The 19,356-nt window shown below is 45.1% G+C and carries 20 protein-coding genes and 1 pseudogene; 6 read left to right on the forward strand and 15 right to left on the reverse strand.

Annotation, left to right across the window (positions count from 1 at the left end; genetic code table 11):
* Window positions 1–48: 48 nt before the first annotated feature.
* The 5 genes from D8797_RS07580 to tsaB are packed head-to-tail and all read right to left on the reverse strand — an operon-like array spanning window position 49 to window position 3,202.
* Entirely contained in the window at window positions 49–372 is a 324-nt protein-coding gene (locus tag D8797_RS07580; RefSeq protein ID WP_125379961.1) for a branched-chain amino acid transport AzlD family protein, read from the reverse strand.
* Window positions 362–1,057 carry an AzlC family ABC transporter permease gene (locus D8797_RS07585; protein ID WP_125379963.1) on the reverse strand — a complete coding sequence of 232 codons (696 nt, stop codon included), beginning with the start codon at window positions 1,055–1,057 and terminating at the stop codon, window positions 362–364. The genes D8797_RS07580 and D8797_RS07585 overlap by 11 nt, the downstream gene beginning before the upstream one ends.
* 9 nt (window positions 1,058–1,066) lie before the next feature.
* Window positions 1,067–2,077, reverse strand: coding sequence for a tRNA (adenosine(37)-N6)-threonylcarbamoyltransferase complex transferase subunit TsaD (tsaD, locus tag D8797_RS07590; protein ID WP_125379965.1), 1,011 nt, complete (start codon window positions 2,075–2,077; stop codon window positions 1,067–1,069).
* Entirely contained in the window at window positions 2,067–2,519 is a 453-nt protein-coding gene (rimI, locus tag D8797_RS07595; RefSeq protein WP_125380031.1) for a ribosomal protein S18-alanine N-acetyltransferase, read from the reverse strand. The genes tsaD and rimI overlap by 11 nt, the downstream gene beginning before the upstream one ends.
* A complete protein-coding gene (gene tsaB, locus D8797_RS07600; protein ID WP_125380033.1) occupies window positions 2,516–3,202 on the reverse strand; it encodes a tRNA (adenosine(37)-N6)-threonylcarbamoyltransferase complex dimerization subunit type 1 TsaB in 687 nt (228 codons plus the stop codon). Before tsaB ends, rimI begins: the two co-directional genes overlap by 4 nt.
* A 287-nt stretch (window positions 3,203–3,489) precedes the next feature.
* Between tsaB and rpoY the strand changes: the two genes are divergently transcribed.
* Both rpoY and rnjA read left to right on the forward strand, forming a co-directional pair.
* Window positions 3,490–3,720 (forward strand): DNA-directed RNA polymerase subunit epsilon, encoded by a 231-nt coding sequence (rpoY, locus tag D8797_RS07605; protein ID WP_125379967.1) that lies wholly within the window; start codon window positions 3,490–3,492, stop codon window positions 3,718–3,720.
* 3 nt (window positions 3,721–3,723) lie between these two features.
* A complete protein-coding gene (rnjA, locus tag D8797_RS07610; RefSeq protein ID WP_048765385.1) occupies window positions 3,724–5,406 on the forward strand; it encodes a ribonuclease J1 in 1,683 nt (560 codons plus the stop codon).
* An 87-nt stretch (window positions 5,407–5,493) separates the two neighbouring features.
* Here rnjA and D8797_RS07615 read toward each other — a convergent pair whose 3' ends face one another.
* The 10 genes from D8797_RS07615 to D8797_RS07660 form a co-directional block, all read right to left on the reverse strand.
* Window positions 5,494–5,898, reverse strand: coding sequence for a GNAT family N-acetyltransferase (locus D8797_RS07615; protein WP_125379969.1), 405 nt, complete (start codon window positions 5,896–5,898; stop codon window positions 5,494–5,496).
* 49 nt (window positions 5,899–5,947) lie between these two features.
* The gene (dnaJ, locus tag D8797_RS07620) at window positions 5,948–7,081 is read right to left on the reverse strand and encodes a molecular chaperone DnaJ (protein WP_045497925.1); all 1,134 of its coding nucleotides are present in this window, start codon (window positions 7,079–7,081) and stop codon (window positions 5,948–5,950) included.
* A 277-nt stretch (window positions 7,082–7,358) separates the two neighbouring features.
* Window positions 7,359–7,997, reverse strand: coding sequence for a hypothetical protein (locus D8797_RS07625; RefSeq protein WP_125379971.1), 639 nt, complete (start codon window positions 7,995–7,997; stop codon window positions 7,359–7,361).
* Window positions 7,997–9,820, reverse strand: coding sequence for a molecular chaperone DnaK (gene dnaK, locus D8797_RS07630; RefSeq protein ID WP_125379974.1), 1,824 nt, complete (start codon window positions 9,818–9,820; stop codon window positions 7,997–7,999). The genes D8797_RS07625 and dnaK overlap by 1 nt, the downstream gene beginning before the upstream one ends.
* A 367-nt stretch (window positions 9,821–10,187) precedes the next feature.
* Window positions 10,188–10,754, reverse strand: coding sequence for a nucleotide exchange factor GrpE (grpE, locus tag D8797_RS07635; protein WP_125379977.1), 567 nt, complete (start codon window positions 10,752–10,754; stop codon window positions 10,188–10,190).
* A gap of 38 nt (window positions 10,755–10,792) precedes the next feature.
* Window positions 10,793–11,827 (reverse strand): heat-inducible transcriptional repressor HrcA, encoded by a 1,035-nt coding sequence (gene hrcA, locus D8797_RS07640; protein ID WP_125379979.1) that lies wholly within the window; start codon window positions 11,825–11,827, stop codon window positions 10,793–10,795.
* Window positions 11,828–12,020: 193 nt separating this feature from the next.
* Window positions 12,021–12,572 (reverse strand): ClbS/DfsB family four-helix bundle protein, encoded by a 552-nt coding sequence (locus D8797_RS07645; RefSeq protein ID WP_125379982.1) that lies wholly within the window; start codon window positions 12,570–12,572, stop codon window positions 12,021–12,023.
* 12 nt (window positions 12,573–12,584) lie between these two features.
* Window positions 12,585–13,199: a GyrI-like domain-containing protein gene (locus tag D8797_RS07650; protein WP_125379985.1), complete on the reverse strand. Its 615-nt coding sequence runs from the start codon at window positions 13,197–13,199 to the stop codon at window positions 12,585–12,587.
* A gap of 60 nt (window positions 13,200–13,259) precedes the next feature.
* Window positions 13,260–14,159 (reverse strand): helix-turn-helix transcriptional regulator, encoded by a 900-nt coding sequence (locus D8797_RS07655; protein WP_125379987.1) that lies wholly within the window; start codon window positions 14,157–14,159, stop codon window positions 13,260–13,262.
* A gap of 181 nt (window positions 14,160–14,340) precedes the next feature.
* Complete coding sequence (locus D8797_RS07660; protein ID WP_125379990.1) at window positions 14,341–15,213, reverse strand: mechanosensitive ion channel family protein; 873 nt, start codon at window positions 15,211–15,213, stop codon at window positions 14,341–14,343.
* 163 nt (window positions 15,214–15,376) lie between these two features.
* Between D8797_RS07660 and sstT the strand changes: the two are divergent.
* The 4 genes and pseudogenes from sstT (at window position 15,377) to D8797_RS07685 (ending at window position 19,272) form a co-directional block, all read left to right on the forward strand.
* Window positions 15,377–16,594: pseudogene (sstT, locus tag D8797_RS07665) on the forward strand (serine/threonine transporter SstT).
* A gap of 323 nt (window positions 16,595–16,917) precedes the next feature.
* Window positions 16,918–17,967, forward strand: a complete 1,050-nt coding sequence (locus D8797_RS07675; protein WP_125379993.1) for a bifunctional glycosyltransferase family 2/GtrA family protein — start codon at window positions 16,918–16,920, stop codon at window positions 17,965–17,967.
* The gene (locus D8797_RS07680) at window positions 17,964–18,872 is read left to right on the forward strand and encodes a phosphodiester glycosidase family protein (protein ID WP_125379995.1); all 909 of its coding nucleotides are present in this window, start codon (window positions 17,964–17,966) and stop codon (window positions 18,870–18,872) included. The genes D8797_RS07675 and D8797_RS07680 overlap by 4 nt, the downstream gene beginning before the upstream one ends.
* Window positions 18,853–19,272, forward strand: a complete 420-nt coding sequence (locus D8797_RS07685; RefSeq protein ID WP_125379997.1) for a hypothetical protein — start codon at window positions 18,853–18,855, stop codon at window positions 19,270–19,272. The genes D8797_RS07680 and D8797_RS07685 overlap by 20 nt, the downstream gene beginning before the upstream one ends.
* The last annotated feature ends 84 nt before the right edge of the window (window positions 19,273–19,356 follow it).

A 19,356-nucleotide genomic window follows, 5' to 3' on the forward strand; every position in this document is an offset into this window, starting at 1 on the left:
ATTTTAACAAAGCACTCTCTTAAAACTTTCCCTCTAATAAAGTAGTTTCTAAAAAACAAGCCGCAAGAGGGCAACCAAAACGACACCGAAAATAACGGTCGCAATCAGATTTCGATACTTAAAAGCCACATAAGTCGTCGGAAAAACGGCTAGCAAATCCAGCCATTTAAAGCTTGGCAACTGGCCTGTTTTAGCATTGGTGACGCTGGATAGGATGAGGGCAAAGATGATGGAAACTGGCAGATATTTGAGGAAACGCTCTACCATAGGCGGAAGTCCCTTGTATTTAACTAGGATAAAGGGCAAAATCCGCGGAATCCAAGTGACCAGAGCCGACAAAAGAATGGCCAGTAAAATATACTTACTTATCATCCAAAATCACCCCCACTGTACAGCCTAGCAAGGTTGCGAAAAGCACCGCTAGCGAATTTTGAAGCAAGATTGTCAAGGCCAAATAGGAAATCCCAACGACCAGCAAAACAGACAGCAGCTTCTTCATGTCAATCCGCTGGAGCATAATCAGAAACTGAGAAGAAAAAATTCCAATAAACATTGCAACCAAAGCAAAATCTAGACCAAAGCTTTCAGGATTGGGCAAGAGGCCACCTAAAATCGTTCCCAGCACCGTTCCAAGGAACCAAGCACCATAGCTCAGCAGATTATTTCCATGCATCCACTGTGGCAAAATCACTTTCGAGTGAATCTGCTCTCCCATCAAAACACCGTAGGACTCATCGGTAAGGAGACTCCCCATCGCAATATTTTGCCCCATGCTGAAGTCTCTAAAAATGCTAGAGGCATGTAGCCCTAGCAAGAAAAAACGCAGATTGATCAAAAAGACAGTCAAGGCAATGGCCAAAATTGGAGCACCTTGCGCAATCAAACCTATCATGGCAAACTGAGCACTGCCCGCATAAACCAGAATACTCATCAGCCCCATCTCCAAGGGATTCATATGAGGCGCCGCCATGATGCCGCAGGCTAGGCCAATCCCAATATAGCCCAGAGCCGTTGGCACTGCTGCTTGTGCCCCTTGTTTAAATGTCTGTCCGCGCATTCTTCTCCTTTACTCCATGGTTTCAAAAGCCAGACTCGGCTTAGCATTCAGATCCAAACTGGCAAAATTCTCCTTATTCCACTCACTGACACTGGCATAGGCAATCATACCAGCATTGTCACCGCAAAGGCGCAGAGGCGGAATGATCACCTTAACATCCTGAATCTCAGCTGCCAAGCGCTCTCTCAGGCCTTGATTGGCCGCAACGCCTCCCGCCACAACCAGAGTCTTGACCGGATATTTTTCCAGCGCTTTCTTAGTCTTGGCCATGAGAATATCCATGACCGCCGCCTGGAAGCTTGCTGACAGGTCTTGATTAGACAAGACTTCTCCTTTTTGCTGGGCATTGTGGTGCAGGTTGATAAAGGCCGACTTGAGACCGGAAAAAGAAAATTCCAGATTATCTTCCTTGATCATAGCCCGCGGAAAATCATAAATATCCTGTCCCTCATGAGCCAGCTGATCAATCTCCCTACCTGCTGGATAGGTCAGCCCCATAACGCGACCGACCTTATCATAGGCTTCACCGACCGCATCATCGCGAGTTTCCCCCACAATCTTATAGTCACCAGCTTGACTGACATAGACTAGCTCAGTATGACCGCCGCTGACCAAGAGAGCCAGCAAAGGAAACTCCAAGGGCTCCACGCTCTGGGCTGCCATCAGGTGCCCGGCCATATGATTGACCGGAATCAAGGGAATCCCATGAGCCCAAGCAAAGGACTTGGCCGCTGCCAAGCCGACCAGAAGCGCCCCAACCAGACCAGGACCATAGGTAACGGCCACCGCTGTGACTTGCTCCTCACTAATCCCTGCTTCTGCCAAGGCCTCCTCAATGCACACCGTAATGACCTCCACATGGTGACGGCTGGCCACTTCCGGTACCACTCCGCCAAAACGCTTGTGGCTCTCAATCTGGCTGGCAATGACATTGCTCAAAAGCTCGGTTTCATTCTTCAGAACCGCCACACTGGTCTCGTCACAAGACGTCTCAAAAGCTAAAATATATCTATCTTTCATGAATCTCTCTTTTCATAACAATCGCGTCTTCCACCGGAGCATGGTAGTAAGCCTTCCGCCGCGCGATTTCTTCAAATTTTTCCTTTTTGTAAAATAGCAGAGCTGACCTGTTCGACTCCCTCACTTCGAGGAAAATTTCTTTGCCTCCTGGCAAAAAGTCAAACAAGGCTGTCGCGATTTTCTGTCCCTGATAGCTAGGCAATACAGCAATCTGCAGTACTTCTGCTTCAAAGTCTGTCTCCTGCCAGACTAAAAAGCCGACAAGCTGTTCCCCATCTTCTGCTAGCATACAACTGTTCACATCCGAGCGCAGAACCTCTGCCACTTGGCCTGCGGTCCAAGGGCTGACTTCATAGACTGCAAGTAAGAGCTGTTCCAGCTCTTTTGCGAGAGTTGCTGCGTCCACATCCGAGCTGTCGCTCCATTTTCTCATTTCAATCATAAGCGCTGAATGTAAGAATCGCTGGATTCCTGATGGGTCTTGAGCCAATTTTCCTCGGCTTCTACCCGCTTGAGATAGTTAGGAACAAAATCATGAATGGACTGGGCTGGCAAGCCTAGACCGAGACGACCAATAGCTGCTGCGTCTGGCAAGGTCGGCTGAATGGCAGCCAGAGGAAGAGCCTCTTCAATCTGCTCCGCAAAAGCTGTTGTCTCTCCGACAAAGGTGACTGGTTGATTAGCAGCGCCAGCCATTTCCAAAACCTCTACCAAAGGCAGATGAGCCTCCGGTCGCACAGCTTGACCAGATTGGTAAAAGCCAGCATAGACATTATTGCGGCGGGCATCCATGACAGGAATGACCAAGCCTTCCACCTGCTCTGGAATCAGAGCCTGCAGACTAGACACACCGACCAGCTCAATCTTGAGGGTATGCGCTAGAGTCTTGGCTGTCGCCACCGCAATTCTCAGTCCTGTGTAGCTGCCCGGGCCCTGCGCCACTGCGATCCGATCCAAATCAGCCGGCTTCATATCCAGACTATTCATCAGAAAATCGATAGCCGGCATCAGGGTAATGCTATGATTTTTCTTGATATTGAGCGTCATCTGCCCCAAGGTATCCTCATTCTCTAAAATTGCTAGAGACAGAGCCTTATTTGACGTATCCATCGCTAAAATTTTCATCATGTTCTTCCTTACTCGAGTGTTTGCTTCTTATTATACTATAAAAGCAGCGACAAGGGTAGAGAGAGGCAGTCATTTAATGGCCCAGATTGTCCTCAAAAGTTTTTCTGAAAATCTCCACAAGATTTTCTCGGCTATGTCTTTTACTAAAAGCTGGTTTTATGATATAATTGGTTAGAATTATATCGAATCAAGGTCAATCTACTACTCATAAAACTGAATAAAAGAAAACAGCTGATTAGCTGTCGTTTTCTGTAGCTTGATCGTGAAAAATGGAAGGAAATAAAATGATTTACAAAGTTTTTTATCAAGAAACAAAAGAACGCAGCCCACGCCGTGAACAAACACGTGCCCTCTACTTAGATATAGAAGCAATCGATGAATTAGAAGGTCGCATCAAAGCCCGCAAATTGGTTGAAGAAAAGACTCCTTACAATATCGAATTTATCGAGCTCTTGTCTGACAAACATTTGGAATACGAAAAAGAGTCAGGCGCCTTCGAATTGACGGAGTTGTAACCTATGGCATATAACTTAAAGAAAGAAGAAGTTGGTGTTTTCGCCATCGGCGGTCTGGGCGAAATCGGTAAAAACACCTACGGAATTGAGTATCAAGATGAGATTATCATTGTTGATGCTGGGATTAAATTTCCAGAAGACGACCTCTTGGGTATCGACTATGTTATCCCCGACTACTCTTATATCGTAGAAAATATTGATCGCGTGAAAGCTGTCCTCATCACCCACGGGCACGAGGACCATATCGGCGGCATTCCTTTCCTGCTCAAGCAAGCCAATGTTCCCATCTATGCTGGCCCTTTGGCTCTGGCTCTCATTCGGGGCAAGCTAGAAGAGCATGGACTTTTGCGGGATGCCAAACTCTATGAAATCAATCAAAATACAGAGTTGACCTTTAAAAATCTGAAGGCGACCTTCTTCCGCACAACCCACTCGATTCCAGAACCTTTGGGGATTGTCATCCATACGCCGCAAGGTAAGATTGTCTGTACCGGTGACTTCAAGTTTGACTTTACACCAGTCGGCGAACCAGCAGACTTGCACCGCATGGCCGCTCTGGGCGAGGAAGGCGTGCTCTGCCTCCTGTCCGACTCAACCAATGCTGAAGTTCCGACCTTCACCAATTCCGAAAAAGTGGTCGGGCAATCTATCATGAAGATTATCGAAGGAATTCATGGACGGATTATTTTCGCCTCTTTTGCTTCAAACATCTTCCGACTCCAGCAGGCAGCAGAAGCTGCTGTCAAGACAGGGCGCAAAATTGCGGTCTTTGGCCGCTCTATGGAAAAGGCTATTGTCAACGGGATTGAGCTGGGCTACATCAAGGTTCCCAAAGATACCTTTATCGAGCCAAATGAACTCAAGGACTATCCTGCTGGCGAAGTGCTGATTATGTGTACAGGAAGTCAGGGTGAACCCATGGCAGCCCTGTCACGGATTGCTAATGGTACCCACCGCCAAGTTCAGTTGCAGCCGGGAGATACGGTCATCTTCTCATCCAGCCCAATCCCTGGAAATACGACCAGCGTGAACAAGCTGATTAACATCATTTCCGAGGCTGGCGTCGAAGTGATTCACGGTAAGATTAACAACATCCACACCTCTGGACACGGTGGCCAGCAAGAGCAGAAACTCATGCTCCGCTTGATCAAGCCTAAATATTTTATGCCAGTCCATGGTGAATACCGCATGCAGAAAGTCCATGCAGGTCTAGCCGTTGATACCGGAGTACCAAAAGACAATATCTTCATCATGAGCAATGGTGACGTGCTGGCTCTGACAGCTGACTCAGCTCGTATTGCTGGTAGCTTCAACGCTCAAGATATTTATGTTGATGGGAACCGCATTGGTGAAATCGGAGCTGCAGTCCTGCGCGACCGTAAAGACCTGTCAGAGGACGGTGTGGTTCTTGCTGTCGCAACAGTTGATTTTGAGTCCAAGATGATTTTAGCCGGTCCAGATATTCTCAGCCGTGGCTTTATCTACATGCGCGAATCAGGTGATCTCATCCGCCAAAGCCAGCGTATCCTCTTCAATGCTATTCGCATTGCACTCAAGAATAAAGATGCCAGCGTCCAATCTGTCAGCGGCGCTATCGTCAATGCCTTGCGTCCTTTCCTTTACGAAAGCACCGAGCGCGAACCAATTATCATTCCGATGGTGCTTACACCAGATGAGGACAACTAAAAAACAAGCTTTGCTAGACTAGCAAAGCTTATTTTTTTGTAAACTTTAATGGTAATTGGCAATTGACTTCCATCTATTGAGAATGGCTCAGCTCAGTCGCTTGATGAAATGATATTTGGTTACACCTTTTTGGGGCACATCTTCCAGACTGGCATAGATTTCATAGCCTTGCTTGATGTAAAAATCCCTGGCCTGATAAGATTTGGTAGACAAGGTGGTGCTGCTGACTCCCGCTTTCTCAGCCTTTTCTTCTAATTCTGCCAGCAGGCTAGCTCCCAAGCCCTTTTTCTGGTATCCCTTATCTACCACTAAAGCCTTGATATGGATATTTTCCAACACTTGATGGGCATGGAGCAAGGCGATTAAGCGCCCTTCCTCTTCCCGTGTCAGATAATAATCCTTTGGCTCAAGTTCTTCAAGACTAGCTGCCCCAAAAGAAGCCTCATATTGCTCCTTGAAAACTTGCTTGATAAAGTCTTGAAATTCTGTCATTTCTTGCTCCTAACGAAAAAGCAGAATAATAACTCTGCTTTTTCCTTCTTTATTCCCCTTCAAAGACATCTTTCATCTTATCAAAGAAGCCTTTCTTTTTAGGGCTCACTGTGATGTCTCCAGCTGCCGCAAAATCCTTAAGAGCCGCCTTTTGACGGTCATTGAGGCCTGTCGGCGTTACGACATTGACAGTGACATATTGGTCACCTACACTTCCATCGCGCAGATTTGGTGCTCCCTTACCACGCAGACGGAAACGTTTGCCAGTCTGAGTTCCTTCTGGGATTGTCAATTCAACATTTCCATGCACAGTTGGGATTTCCACACTGTCGCCCAGAGCTGCTTGCACAAAGTTGAGGTTGAGCTTGTAGTAAATGGTAGAACCGTCACGCTCAAATTTATCGCTTGGCTCAACGTTCACCACTACATACAAGTCGCCGTAAGGACCGCCATTAAAGCCTGCCTCACCTTGACCCGCCAAGCGAACTCGTTGACCTGTTTCCACACCAGCGGGGATTTTTACATGAACGCTATGCGCTTGCTTTTCGTGTCCTGTTCCATGGCAGGTTTCACATGGACTTTTGATTTCTTGTCCGCGACCATGACAGACATCACAGGTTACTTGACGACGCATCATACCTAGTGGTGTCTGAGTATCGACGTTAATAACACCAGAGCCGTGACAGCGGCCACAAGTTACTGGGCTAGTTCCTGGCTTGGCACCGGAACCATGACAAGTCCGACAGCTAGCTTCACGATTGTATTTAACTTCTTTTTCTGTACCGAAAATAGCCTCTTCAAAGCGGAGATTTACCCGATACTGGAGATCGTCTCCTTGACGCGGAGCGTTTGGATTACGAGTCGCGCCACCGCCAAAGAAGCTAGAAAATATGTCTTCGAAGCCACCAAAACCAGAGCCATCAAAGCCTCCGAAGCCGCCTGCACCGCCACCAAAGCCACCATTGGCACCCGCCGCGCCATATTGGTCATAGGCCGCCCGCTTTTGCTCATCACTCAGCGTTTCATAAGCCTCCTGGACTTCCTTATATTTATCTTCCGCCCCAGGCTCTTTATTGATATCTGGGTGATATTTTTTAGATAATTTCCGATAGGCTCTCTTGATCTCATCCTGAGAAGCATTCTTTGAGACACCTAAACGATCATAAAATTCAGTATTGTTCATTTAAGATACCAAGAGCGAACAGAAAGCGACTGAAATTTAGGAAACCGACAAGAAATATTGATTTCTTAGGAGGTTTATCTAATTTCCAAGCTTTCCGCTCGGGTTCAATTACGAACACCCTTATTCCTTTCTATTAATATTGCGGAACGAAACCTCAATTTAGGTCAGTTTCAGTTCCTTTCTAACTTAGTTTAAAGAAGAACCAAAAATTTACGTTCCAACTCTTTTCTTACCGAAAAACAGAGGCTGGGTTGCAACCTCTGTCATAAGAAATTGGCTATTGTTCGTTTAACTTTAGTCCTCGGATTTCTATAAAATCTTTTTGTAAATCATCCCTACTTAAAGAATATACATCTTCGGAGTCATAAGGAGGTTTATCAAAAATTTCCTTTTCACTAAACATTTTTGAATTATTAGCTAAATCACTATTTGCGATTGTCCAAATTTTCTGGGAATTATCTCTTCCATCTACAACAACTAAATAAATAAACTTATTCTTATCCTTAGGATAATTTAACACAGTTTCCAGTGTTGTAGCATCTATAATTTGATAATACAATACACCATCAATATTACGATAAACAGCATACAATGACTTCATATTGCTAAAGATATTCTTTTCAACTATAAATTTAGCTCTAGGTGCTGTGTATTCTGGAATACTGATAATATCTTTTGACGAATCAGATGGAATAGTGACTGTTTTTCCATAGTTTTCTCGATTTTCTGGAGATAATTTTTGCTTATCTCCCAAAATATCAATCCTTATACTCTCTATCGACAAGGTAGGTTGAAAAATAGCATCATAACCCCACATAATGAAAGAGCTTCCAAGAAATGCTAACACACCCCAGCCTATTAAGCTGGCTAAACCATCAATAAATTTCTTCTTAACTAGATTAATAAAATTAGACATTACTTCTCAGTAAACTCTCCGTCTACGACGTCATCGCCTGCGTTTCCTGTTGCTTGGGCGCTTTCTGCTCCTGCTTGAGCTTGTTGAGCGGCTGCGGCTTGTTCGTAGAGTTTCACTGCCAAAGCTTGCGCTTTTTCGTTCAGCGCTTCAAGTTTTGCTTTCATGTCGTCCAAGTTGTTGTCTTCTTGGGCTTTCTTAAGGTCATCAAGGGCAGTTTGAGCAGCATCACGTTCTGCATCGAAGCCTTTGCCTTCAGTTTCCTTGATTGTCTTTTCAGTCGCAAAGATTGCTTGGTCTACTTCGTTACGAAGGTCAACTTCTTCTTTACGTTTCTTATCTGCTTCAGCGTTCGCTTCAGCATCTTTCATCATACGGTCAATTTCTTCATCAGTCAAACCTGAGTTAGATTGGATGACAATTGTTTGTTCTTTTTGAGTTCCAAGGTCTTTCGCCTTAACAGACACGATACCGTTCTTGTCGATGTCGAAAGTTACTTCGATTTGTGGAATTCCACGAGGTGCAGCTGGGATATCTGTCAATTGGAAACGTCCAAGAGTCTTGTTGTCCGCTGCCATTGGGCGTTCCCCTTGAAGAACGTGGATATCAACGGCTGGTTGGTTGTCTGCTGCTGTTGAGAAGACTTGTGATTTAGATGTTGGAATCGTTGTATTGCGGTCGATGAGTTTTGTGAAGACGCCACCCATTGTTTCGATACCAAGTGACAATGGTGTTACGTCAAGAAGGACAACGTCTTTGACATCACCAGTGATGACACCACCTTGGATCGCCGCACCCATAGCAACTACTTCATCAGGGTTAACTGATTTGTTTGGTTCTTTACCAGTTTCAGCCTTAACAGCTTCTACAACGGCTGGGATACGAGTTGAACCACCAACAAGGATCACTTCGTCGATATCTGACAAGCTCAAACCTGCGTCTGAAAGAGCTTGACGAACTGGAACTTTTGTACGTTCAACAAGGTCACGAGTCAAATCGTCAAATTTGGCACGAGTCAAAGTCATTTCCAAGTGAAGAGGTCCAGCTTCACCTGCAGTGATGAACGGCAAGCTGATTTGAGTTGAAGTTACACCTGAAAGGTCTTTCTTAGCCTTTTCAGCTGCATCCTTCAAACGTTGCATTGCCATCTTGTCAGTAGACAAGTCAATACCGTTTTCTTTCTTGAATTCTGCTACCAAGTGGTCGATGATTTTTTGGTCAAAGTCGTCACCACCGAGTTTGTTGTCCCCTGCAGTTGCCAATACATCGAAGACACCGTCACCCAATTCAAGGATAGATACGTCGAATGTACCACCACCAAGGTCGAATACCAAGATTTTTTCTTCTTTATCAGTCTTGTCCAAGCCGTAAGCAAGGGCTGCTGCAGTTGGTTCATTGACGATACGTTCTACTTCAAGGCCAGCGATTTTACCAGCATCTTTTGTTGCTTGACGTTGAGCGTCGTTGAAGTAAGCTGGAACTGTGATAACAGCCTTAGTTACTTTTTCACCAAGATAATCTTCAGCATAACCTTTCAAGTATTGAAGGATCATGGCTGAAATTTCTTGCGGAGTGTATTCTTTACCGTTTGCAGAAACTTTTTCAGAAGTTCCCATTTTAGATTTGATAGAGATAACTGTATCTGGGTTTGTGACTGCTTGGCGTTTTGCAGCGTCACCAACGATGATTTCGCCGTTTTTGAATGACACTACAGATGGCGTTGTACGGTTTCCTTCTGGGTTTGCGATGATTTTGCTTTCAGTTCCTTCAAGAACTGCAACTGCTGAGTTTGTTGTACCTAAGTCAATACCGATAATTTTAGACATGTGTTTTTCTCCTTAAGTTTTTTCTTCTTTTTTTTGATATTTTCCTTAAGTGGTGGGGACGTGAGCAACTCCCTACGGGATTTCATCACTTATTTTTGAGCCCAAAGTCTCAAAAATCCCCTGTTTCAGTAGCACAAGCTACTGAAATTTTCACCACGGCGGAAAATATCGTTTTTGCAAGCCTCTGGCTTGCCTCTTATCTTCATTCATAGTTTAGTGTCGTTTCGGACAAGTTATCTATTATGAATATTACGACACGAGGAGTCGAAATCGATATTATTTCGACGACGAGTTAGTAAGGAGGCTAGGCAAACGCCATAGCGATTGCCGTTTTCTGACGAGTTGCTTCAGCAACCGTCAGAATTGCCTAGTTATACACCACCACCATAGCTGGGCGTAGGATGCGGTCATGGAGTTTATAGCCTTTTTGGAAGACTTGGGCGATGGTATCTGCTGGATGTTCATCGTCTGCTGGGAGAGTTTGGATGGCCATATGATAGTTATGGTCAAATTCGCCGTCAGCTGCGATTTCTTCAATTCCTTCTTCTTTAAGGGCATGAATTAAGCTTTCTTGTACCATCTCCAAGCCTTTTTTGACATCGTCTGTCAATCCTTCAACGACAAGCGCACGCTCGAGGTTGTCCAAAGAAGGAAGAATCGCTTTTGCCAAATCTTGGCTACGATAGCGTTGCAAGAGTTGACGTTCTTCATTCGCACGACGTTGGATGTTTTGCATTTCTGCATGAGCTCGAAGGTATTTATTTTCAAAGTCTTCTGCACGCTCATTGGCTAGTTCTAGTTCTGATTTTTCAGGAGTAGTTTCATCCGTTTCTTTAGCGGTTTCTACCTTTTCTTCTGCAGTCTCTACAGCTTCTTCAGTAGCTTCTACCACTTCCTCTTCTTTTACTTCTTCGTTTTTTATTTCCTCAGACATTTTTCGCCTCCTTTTTAGGAATTTATGTAATTTCATGTTCAACTCACCTCATAATGATTGCTACTCAGATATCGGTAGAAATCTGTGAGTTTCATCGTCAAGACCCGATTGACAACATTGAGTTGACTAACCACTTTTTGGTAATCCAGATTGACTGGACCGACCACCGCCAGCATACCAAATCCTCGATAGGGAATTAAAAACTTGCTGGAAATCAAGGTTAGATTGGCTAGACAGTCCTCTTGACTTGCTGCGACTCGGACATTTTGCATCTGATCCTCAGCTAGACTGTCACGGATTTCAAAAGCCACCTTCTGACGATCATCAAAGAACTGATAAGCCTCAAGATCCGCAAAACGTAGCAACTGGACTTTGCCAGCTACAGCTACTTTCTCCGAAAACATCTGAGCAAAAATATGCTCAAAGAGATCGAGAACATTGTCCGTCGTCGTAAAGTAACGCTGGATAATCTGCGGAATCTCCGTCCGAATCTTGTAGTGAATATCTAAGACCGTCTGTCCCAAAAAGCGCTCCTGAATCATATCCCTCAAGCGCAGTAGGTCATCCTGGAGAAAATTCCTAGGAATCATGAACTGACTGGTCAAGGTATTGGACTCATCCAGAGTAAAGACAGCTAAGGCTGCGTGCTGGCTAATAACAACGATATCAAAAGCCGTCAGCCGTTGCCGACTAGGCTCGACGTCAAGAGCTACAACCGTGCAAGCACTCAACTCTGCCAAGACGTCCGCTGCCCGCTGCAGAATATCCTCCAGCTTGAAGAACTCTTGGTCGAAAGCTTTGACAACCTCGTAGAGCTCATTTTCCGCCAGCTGATCAAAAGTCAAGGAATGGCGGACAAAATACTGGAAGCCTGCTACACTGGGCTTGCGGCCACTTGATGTGTGGGCCTTTTCTAGCAGCCCTTCCTTTTCCAAGGCTGCCATATCATTTCGAATAGTGGCACTCGAGGACTGGATAGTCTCTTGCAAGGCTTTAGAACCGACAGGCTCATGCGTCTTGGTAAAGATATCAATAATTAGATTTAAAATCTCATTTTGGCGTTCTGTTACCAAGGACCTCACCTCTCTTTAGAAAATTTCCAGCCACTGGCAAGATTTTATTTTTTATATTTAGCACTCTAATGCATCGAGTGCTAAGTCATGATTCTATTATACACTCTCAAAAATGAATGTCAAGACAAAAACTCAAAAAAATAGCACTCTTTTTGCAAGAGTGCTAAAAATCAGTCTCAAGTCCTAGAAAACTTTATTGGACAAGATTCCTTTTACAATTCTTTTGATGAGCCTTAAGCTTTTTCATAGCCCAATCATAGTGGCTGGATGTAGAGCTGACAAAATAAGAACCCAAAGTCGTTCCGCCCGTCCATTTATAAACTCCCTTGGAAAACAATTCTTCATTGGTCAGGGTTGCGGCTAGGTCCAGGACAGATCTATGCGAACTAGCCAGCAAAGAACTTGCCTCCTCAAGAGAGGTCTGCTGGTGCTTTTCCCAAAATGCAGCATTCATATTGCCATACGTTCTCCAATTGTAGGGAGCTGGTAGGAAAGGCTTCTCTTCTCCCCTTTGATTGGCCTGCACCCAGTTAAGCAGCAGTTGGTGCCACTCATAAAGATGGATTAAGACGTCCCTCAGATTCCGATCGCGCTGCCAGTGGGCTTCTTTCTTTTTCTCATCCTTTGAAAAATCAAAGGGCCTCTCCAACTCTTCTGCTGTCATGTTCGAAATGAGCAGATTGAGTTTTTCAAAATTTTCTGTAGCAGCAGCCAGTAAATCGTTTTTTGTTGTAGGTCTTGGCATGACAAATTCCTCCTATCTGACGGAATACCTTAAGATGGTTTTCAACTTTTCTTCTGGTGTCCTATTTTTGTTGCTCAAGTAAATCTCTCTGTGAACTTGGTCGCATCTTTCCAGTCCCAAGCTGATTGCTAGCTCGTCCATTTTCTCAAAAGAGGCCGGCTCACTGTCATAACTTCCTATGTGTAAGACCTGAATGGCCCGCTCCTCTGGCAAGCTTTGCCAACGGATGTCGTCGTAGAAAGAATTAGGCTTTTTCTTGCGGACCTTCTCAAGTGCTGACGCAAAAATATCCTGATTGATGACATTGGGCTGCTGAATCATGAGCTGATAGCGAAGCTGACTTTTATCGAAGCCTTCCCCAGCAGCTTTTTCCCAGATTCCTTCCAAAGGATAGACCGTGAAATCCTTCACCTTGTCTTCCGCCTCATCTTTCATCATGGATTTAAAGAGCATTTTTATGGAATAAGCTAACGAATAAAGGGCAGATACCCGCTCAGAGAAATCCGCTTCATTGGGATCGCCCGCTCCTTCAATCACAATGAACTGTTGACTTGGCACCTCTACCAGCTCTGGCTTTTTCTTGGCTCCATAAAGCCCTTTCTCGCTTTTTCTCCATTCATATTTCATCTTGCTGCCTCCTTTTATCTTCTTACCATTAGTATACAAGAAGATACCTGACACCCTATGTCAAGTTTTATATTTTTCTGCCAGCTGATGAATCATTTCTTTCATTTTCACTCGGATTTCGGGCGGATCTAAGACCTCCACAGCGTCTCCAAAGGACAGAATATAACTATATAGACGATGGTCGTTGGGAATGTCGATTTCTGTATACAGATTTCCTTCGGCATCTGTCCGAATATCTCCGCTTAATTCGTCATAAACCCTGAAGGCCACTTTGCGATCAAACTTGACTGCCAGTTTAATGGTATTTTCATAGGTCAGTTCCTTTTCCAAGACGACATCTTCAAAGCTGTCCTCAAATCTCTCCTCCAGCCGCTCCAAATTTTTCATCCGAGATAGCTTAAAATACCTGAATTCCTGTCGCAAGAGGCAAAAAGCATAAAGATACCAACTCTGATTTTTAAAGAACAAACGTATAGGCTTAACACGACGGCTTGTCTCCCGCTCGTCACTAGCAAAGTAAGAAAAAGAAACAAGGTGCTTGCCTAGAATCGCAGTTTTTAATTGGCGAAAGCTTTCTTCATATGCTTTATCGTTTTGCCAGTGATTAAAATCAATTTCGATCCAGTTGGGATTTTTGATTTGAAATAGCGCCGAAAGCTTTGTAAGTAGGTCACTCTGGTAAAGCTGGCTGGTGCTGCCCAGACCTTGCAGGGCCGCCATGATCTGCCCTTTCTCCTCCGCTGTCAGCAGGGACTTCCGCAAGACAAAATCCTCTGCGATTTCTATACCGCCACCCTTTCCTTGCGTGGTATAAATCGGAATCCCAGCGCTGCTAAGAGAGTCCACATCTCGATAAATGGTCCGAACCGAAACTTCGAATTTCTCGGCTAGCTCCGTTGCAGTCACTTTCCCTCTCTCCAAAATGTAGTACAATATCTGAAATAGCCGATTATTCTGCATACCTACTCCTTCTCCTCTTCCTATTATACAATACTTGCCATAGTATGTCATATTTAGGCGGATTAGACTTAGGATAGGCTAAAAGGGAAAAGGATAAATGCTGAGCATTCATCCTCTTTAGTGATTATAAACGTTATTTCCGATAGATGTTATTTGCCTTTGTTCCCCTGACCACATCTGGCTAAGATTTGCCACTATTTCCTGTGACAGGGGCAAATGTTGGCAAAGCCACTCCTTCTTTTAGCAGGGCTTCATGATAGAGCTTATAGAAAATATGATACAGGCTCGCTTGCATACCGCTTGCAACGATTAAACTAATCCGAAAGTAAAACTGCCCGCTCGCAGTCATTTGCGGTCCCAGAATATCAGGTTCCTTCAAAACTTCTGGATGTTCAGGCACAGCTTCCTGATTGACAGCAGCGATAATCCGATAAATCTCATCCAAATCCGTCTCGGCATAGATAGGAATATCAATCAAAACCCGCATATCGCCACGAGAAAGATTGCTGACTACGGTGATATTTCGATTGGGCACAAAGTGAAGAGTGCCGTCCGCATCGCGTACCTGCGTAGTCCGAATTCCAACACTGACAACCGTTCCTGCAATCTTGATAGCACCATTGGTCAAGCGAACATTATCCCCTACATCCAACTGACGTTCTAAGAGAATAAAGAAACCGTTGACTAGGTCGGACAGAAAGCCCTGCGCTCCCATCCCAATGGCCACACCAGCAATCCCTGCCCCAGCTAAAAGACTTGAGACTGGCAAGCCCAAAATGGATAAAACCCAATAGAACAAAAGAAAATAAAGTACATAATTGAGTAAATTCTCAATTAAGCGCATAATGGTCTTTTGCCGAGCTGCATCCTGCCGAGATAATTTCAAAGATGGCGCAATCAGTCTAGTTACAAACAGATGGAGAATTTTCTTAGCCATCCAAAATAGTAAGCACAAAAAGACCAAGGAGACGAATTTTGAAAACACGTCATCCAAAATAGCTGACCAGTCGAATTGCTGGAAATAGCGTGTGAAAACATTTCCATTAGCTGTCATTCTTTCCTCCTATGAGATACAAAAATCTTACTCATTATACCACAAAGGGCGACGAATAATCATCAAAGCGGCCCTATTCTGTATAGAGTATACCAAAAAACATTGATTTTATACGACCTCTAGCGTATAATGGAAAGCAGTTTATTTTAGAAAGGGATCTACTATGTTTCATCGAATTCTTTCTGCTTGGAATCGCGCCAACCTTATCAAACGGATTTCTATTGGGATTGTCACAGGCGCCCTGCTGGCTCTCATTTTCCCATAAGCCAGCGCCATTAGCCTCCTCGACCAAATCTTTGTCGGCGGTCTAAAAGCTATCGCACCACTGCTCGTTTTCACTCTCGTTGCCAACGCCCTCTCTCAGCACCAAAAGGGGCAGAAAAGCAATATGAAAACCGTCATTATCCTTTATCTAATCGGGACTTTTGCGGCTGCTCTTGTCGCTGTTCTTGCTAATTATGTCTTCCCTGTGACCATCGAGCTGACCGCAGCTAGCTCGGAAGTCAGTCCACCAGAAGGCATCGGCCAAGTTCTGAGCAATCTCCTCCTCAACCTTGTCGATAATCCGATCAACGCCTTGAGCAAGGCCAATTATATTGGCATTCTGTCTTGGGCAGTCGTCTTTGGAGTGGCTATGCGAGAAGCAAGTCAGCAAAGTAAAGAACTCTTGAAAACACTGGCAGATATTACTTCGAAGATTGTCGAATGGATCATCAATCTAGCCCCCTTTGGTATTTTAGGACTGGTGTACACGACCATTTCTGGCAAAGGATTTGAAGCACTCAAAAGCTACGGCATGCTCCTTCTCCTATTACTGGGTTCCATGGCTCTTGTTGCGCTGGTCGTTAACCCCTTGATTGTCTTCATTATGCTTCGGAAAAATCCTTATCCACTGGTCTGGCGCTGCTTAAAAGTCAGTGGCGTCACTGCCTTTTTCACCCGCAGTTCTGCTGCCAATATCCCTGTTAATATGAAACTGTGTCGAGATTTAGGCCTCAATCCTGAAACCTACTCGGTCTCTATCCCACTCGGTTCCACTATCAATATGGCAGGGGCTGCAGTGACAATTAATACGCTTACCCTCGCAGCAGCCAACACACTGGGCATTCAGGTGGACTTTGGAACAGCACTGGTGCTTAGCATCGTTGCAGCCATTTCTGCCTGCGGGGCTTCTGGAGTGGCTGGAGGCTCACTTCTCCTGATTCCTGTAGCTTGTAGCCTCTTTGGTATCCCAAATGATCTGGCTATGCAAGTCGTCAGCGTTGGTTTTGTCATCGGTGTCATCCAAGACTCTTGCGAAACCGCCCTCAACTCATCCACAGACGTGCTTTTTACAGCTGTTGCTGAAATGAGCACCTGGCCCAAGGAAAAACGTTATTAAACAAAGCACTGAGGCTGGGACAAAAGTCCCAGCCTCTCAATTGTCTTTGGATTGTCGAGCAAGACGCAGTGGTTGAGTGGGCTCTACTACGCTGATTCCATCAGCTTTTACAGCCCTACTCAACTGTGCGGAGGTGGGACGACGAAATCGAATTCTAACGAATTACCGATTTCTGTCCCACTCTCAGTCTTTTATTTTGTTCTCAGAGGCATTTTCCCCACTCTTTCCTTAAAGAAGATTTAACTTTTTCTTAAAGATAACTGATATCAGCTAGCTTTAAGCCGCAGTCTGTATACTTTCTACAAATCATCTAAGAAAGAGGTATGGATATGGACTATCTAGTGATTCCGGCTTACGAGCCCGATTATAATTTGATTAAACTGATTCAAAAAATTCAGAGCAAGAGCGATTTTCATATCATTGTCATCGATGACGGTAGCTCAGCCAAGCGCCAGACAGTCTTTGACAAGGCTGAACAATATGCGACTGTCCTCCATCACGAGAACAATCAAGGCAAAGGACAAGCATTGAAAACTGCCTTCACCTACATCCAGTCTCTGGGTCAATACGGAACGGTTATCACAGCAGATGCGGATGGCCAGCACAAGGTCTGGGATATTTTCCGAGTGGCAACCAAAGCTGCTAAAAATCCCAATCAGCTGATTCTGGGAGCACGCGCCTTTACTGGCAAGGTGCCTCTGCGTAGCCGCTTTGGCAACAGCCTGACTCGGACTCTCTTCAAGCTCCAGACTGGGGTGAGTGTCTCCGATACGCAGACTGGTTTACGAGCCTTTACGACCAACATGATTCCCTTTATGCTAAAGGTAGAAGGTCAGCGCTATGAGTACGAAATGAACATGCTCCTAGAAGCCAGCAAGGAATATCCCATTTTGGAAGTGCCTATTGAGACGGTCTATATCAATGACAATCAAGGATCCCACTTCCGACCTGTTAGAGATGGGCTCATGATTTATAAAAATATCTTTAAATTTGCCCTGACCTCTCTCAGCAGCTTCATCGTGGACTACATGGTCTACGCACTAGCTCTCTTGTTTTTAGCCGCTGTGCCGACCAGCCTGAGAATTCTTCTCGCAAATGGGATTGCCCGCGTGACCAGCTCAATCTTTAACTATTCGACCAATAAAAAGCTGGTCTTTAAGAACGACGACAGTATACTCAAGACAGGAACTGGCTATTTCAGCCTAGCTCTGGGACTCTTCATCTTAGACACACTGCTGATTCGCCTCTTCTATGCTGTCTTTGGTCTCAATCTTCTGATTGTTAAGATCATCGTCGGCATCTTACTCTTCACCGTCTCCTGGATGGTCCAAAAGAAATTTATTTTTAAGGAAAGGACACACACTGCGTTATGAAATTTTTAAAGAAAGGCTATGCCTACGCCTCCATTTTCGGCCTGCTTCTGACAGCTTCCTTCAGCTACTCCATGCTGAAAACCTTCGTCATTGCTGAAACTATTTCCACAGTCTCCAATACCGCTTCGACGTCCAATGCCGAGGCTGCCAGCAAGGCTGCGGAAACAGCAACAGTGACAGATACCAGCTACTCAGACGACAACATCTCGGTCACACTAACTGAAAAGACCGTCAACAATACTCAAGTCTACGTTGCCGATGTGACCGTCAGCTCCGCTGAATACTTGAAAACAGCCCTCGCCAATAACACCTACGGAACCAATGTCACGGCCAAGACTTCAGAAACAGCGGCTAATAATAAGGCCATCCTAGCGGTTAACGGCGACTACTACGGTGCCAATTCTACCGGCTATGTCATCCGCAACGGTGTCGTCTACCGTGATACCGTCCGAGAGGACGCCAGCAATGGAGATTTGGCCATTTACAAAGACGGATCTTTTAAAATCATTTACGAAAATGAAATCTCTGCCGATCAGCTGGTTGAAGACGGCGTGGTCAATCTCTTAGCCTTCGGCCCAGCCCTTGTAGAAAATGGTGAGATTGTCGTGAATACCAAGTCCGAAGTTGGCCAGTCCATGGCTTCCAATCCACGGACAGCTGTCGGTATCATTGACGAAAACCACTATATCATCATCGTTTCAGACGGACGCACTTCAGAAAGTCAGGGGCTTTCCCTCTATGAACTGGCGGAAGTCATGAAATCTTATGGCGTCAAGACTGCCTACAACCTTGACGGCGGTGGCTCGTCCACTATGTACTTCAACGGTCAGGTCATCAACAAACCTACCACCAACGGAAATATCTCAGAAAGGGCGGTGAGCGACATTGTCTACATCGGTTACTAATCCCAGCAAAAAACGTTTCAAAAAAACAGCTGTTTCCTACATCCTGCTAACGATTTTCTTCTTTGCTTTCAGCAGAATCTATGAATCCTTCAGCTTCGGGGAAACATCTGTCCACATGCACTATCTCTTTGCCCTTCCTCTCGTTGGGGGCAGCCTCCTCCTGCTCTTCATGAAAATAATTCCCAATCTCTCTCGGCTCAGCCTCAACCTCTGGAACTCAGCTGTAGCCACCATGACAGCCGGCATGCTCTTTCGTGGCATTGTCAACCTATCTGGGCGCTCCACGACACTGGACATGCCCTACTGGTATGTAGGAGCAGGCTTTGTAGCTCTGGCACTATTCTCCATGGTCTTTACGCGCAGTGTGTGGGTAGATAAAGAGACCAGCTCAATATCCTAATCTCATAAAAAAACAGAAAGGTCGTGGTGTTTAAGCCACGACCTTTTCTTGAACACAAATCTGCTTTTTTATAATCAACAATAG

Origin of the sequence: Streptococcus cristatus, from assembly GCF_003944225.1 — a bacterium.
GTDB classification, from domain to species: domain Bacteria; phylum Bacillota; class Bacilli; order Lactobacillales; family Streptococcaceae; genus Streptococcus; species Streptococcus cristatus_K.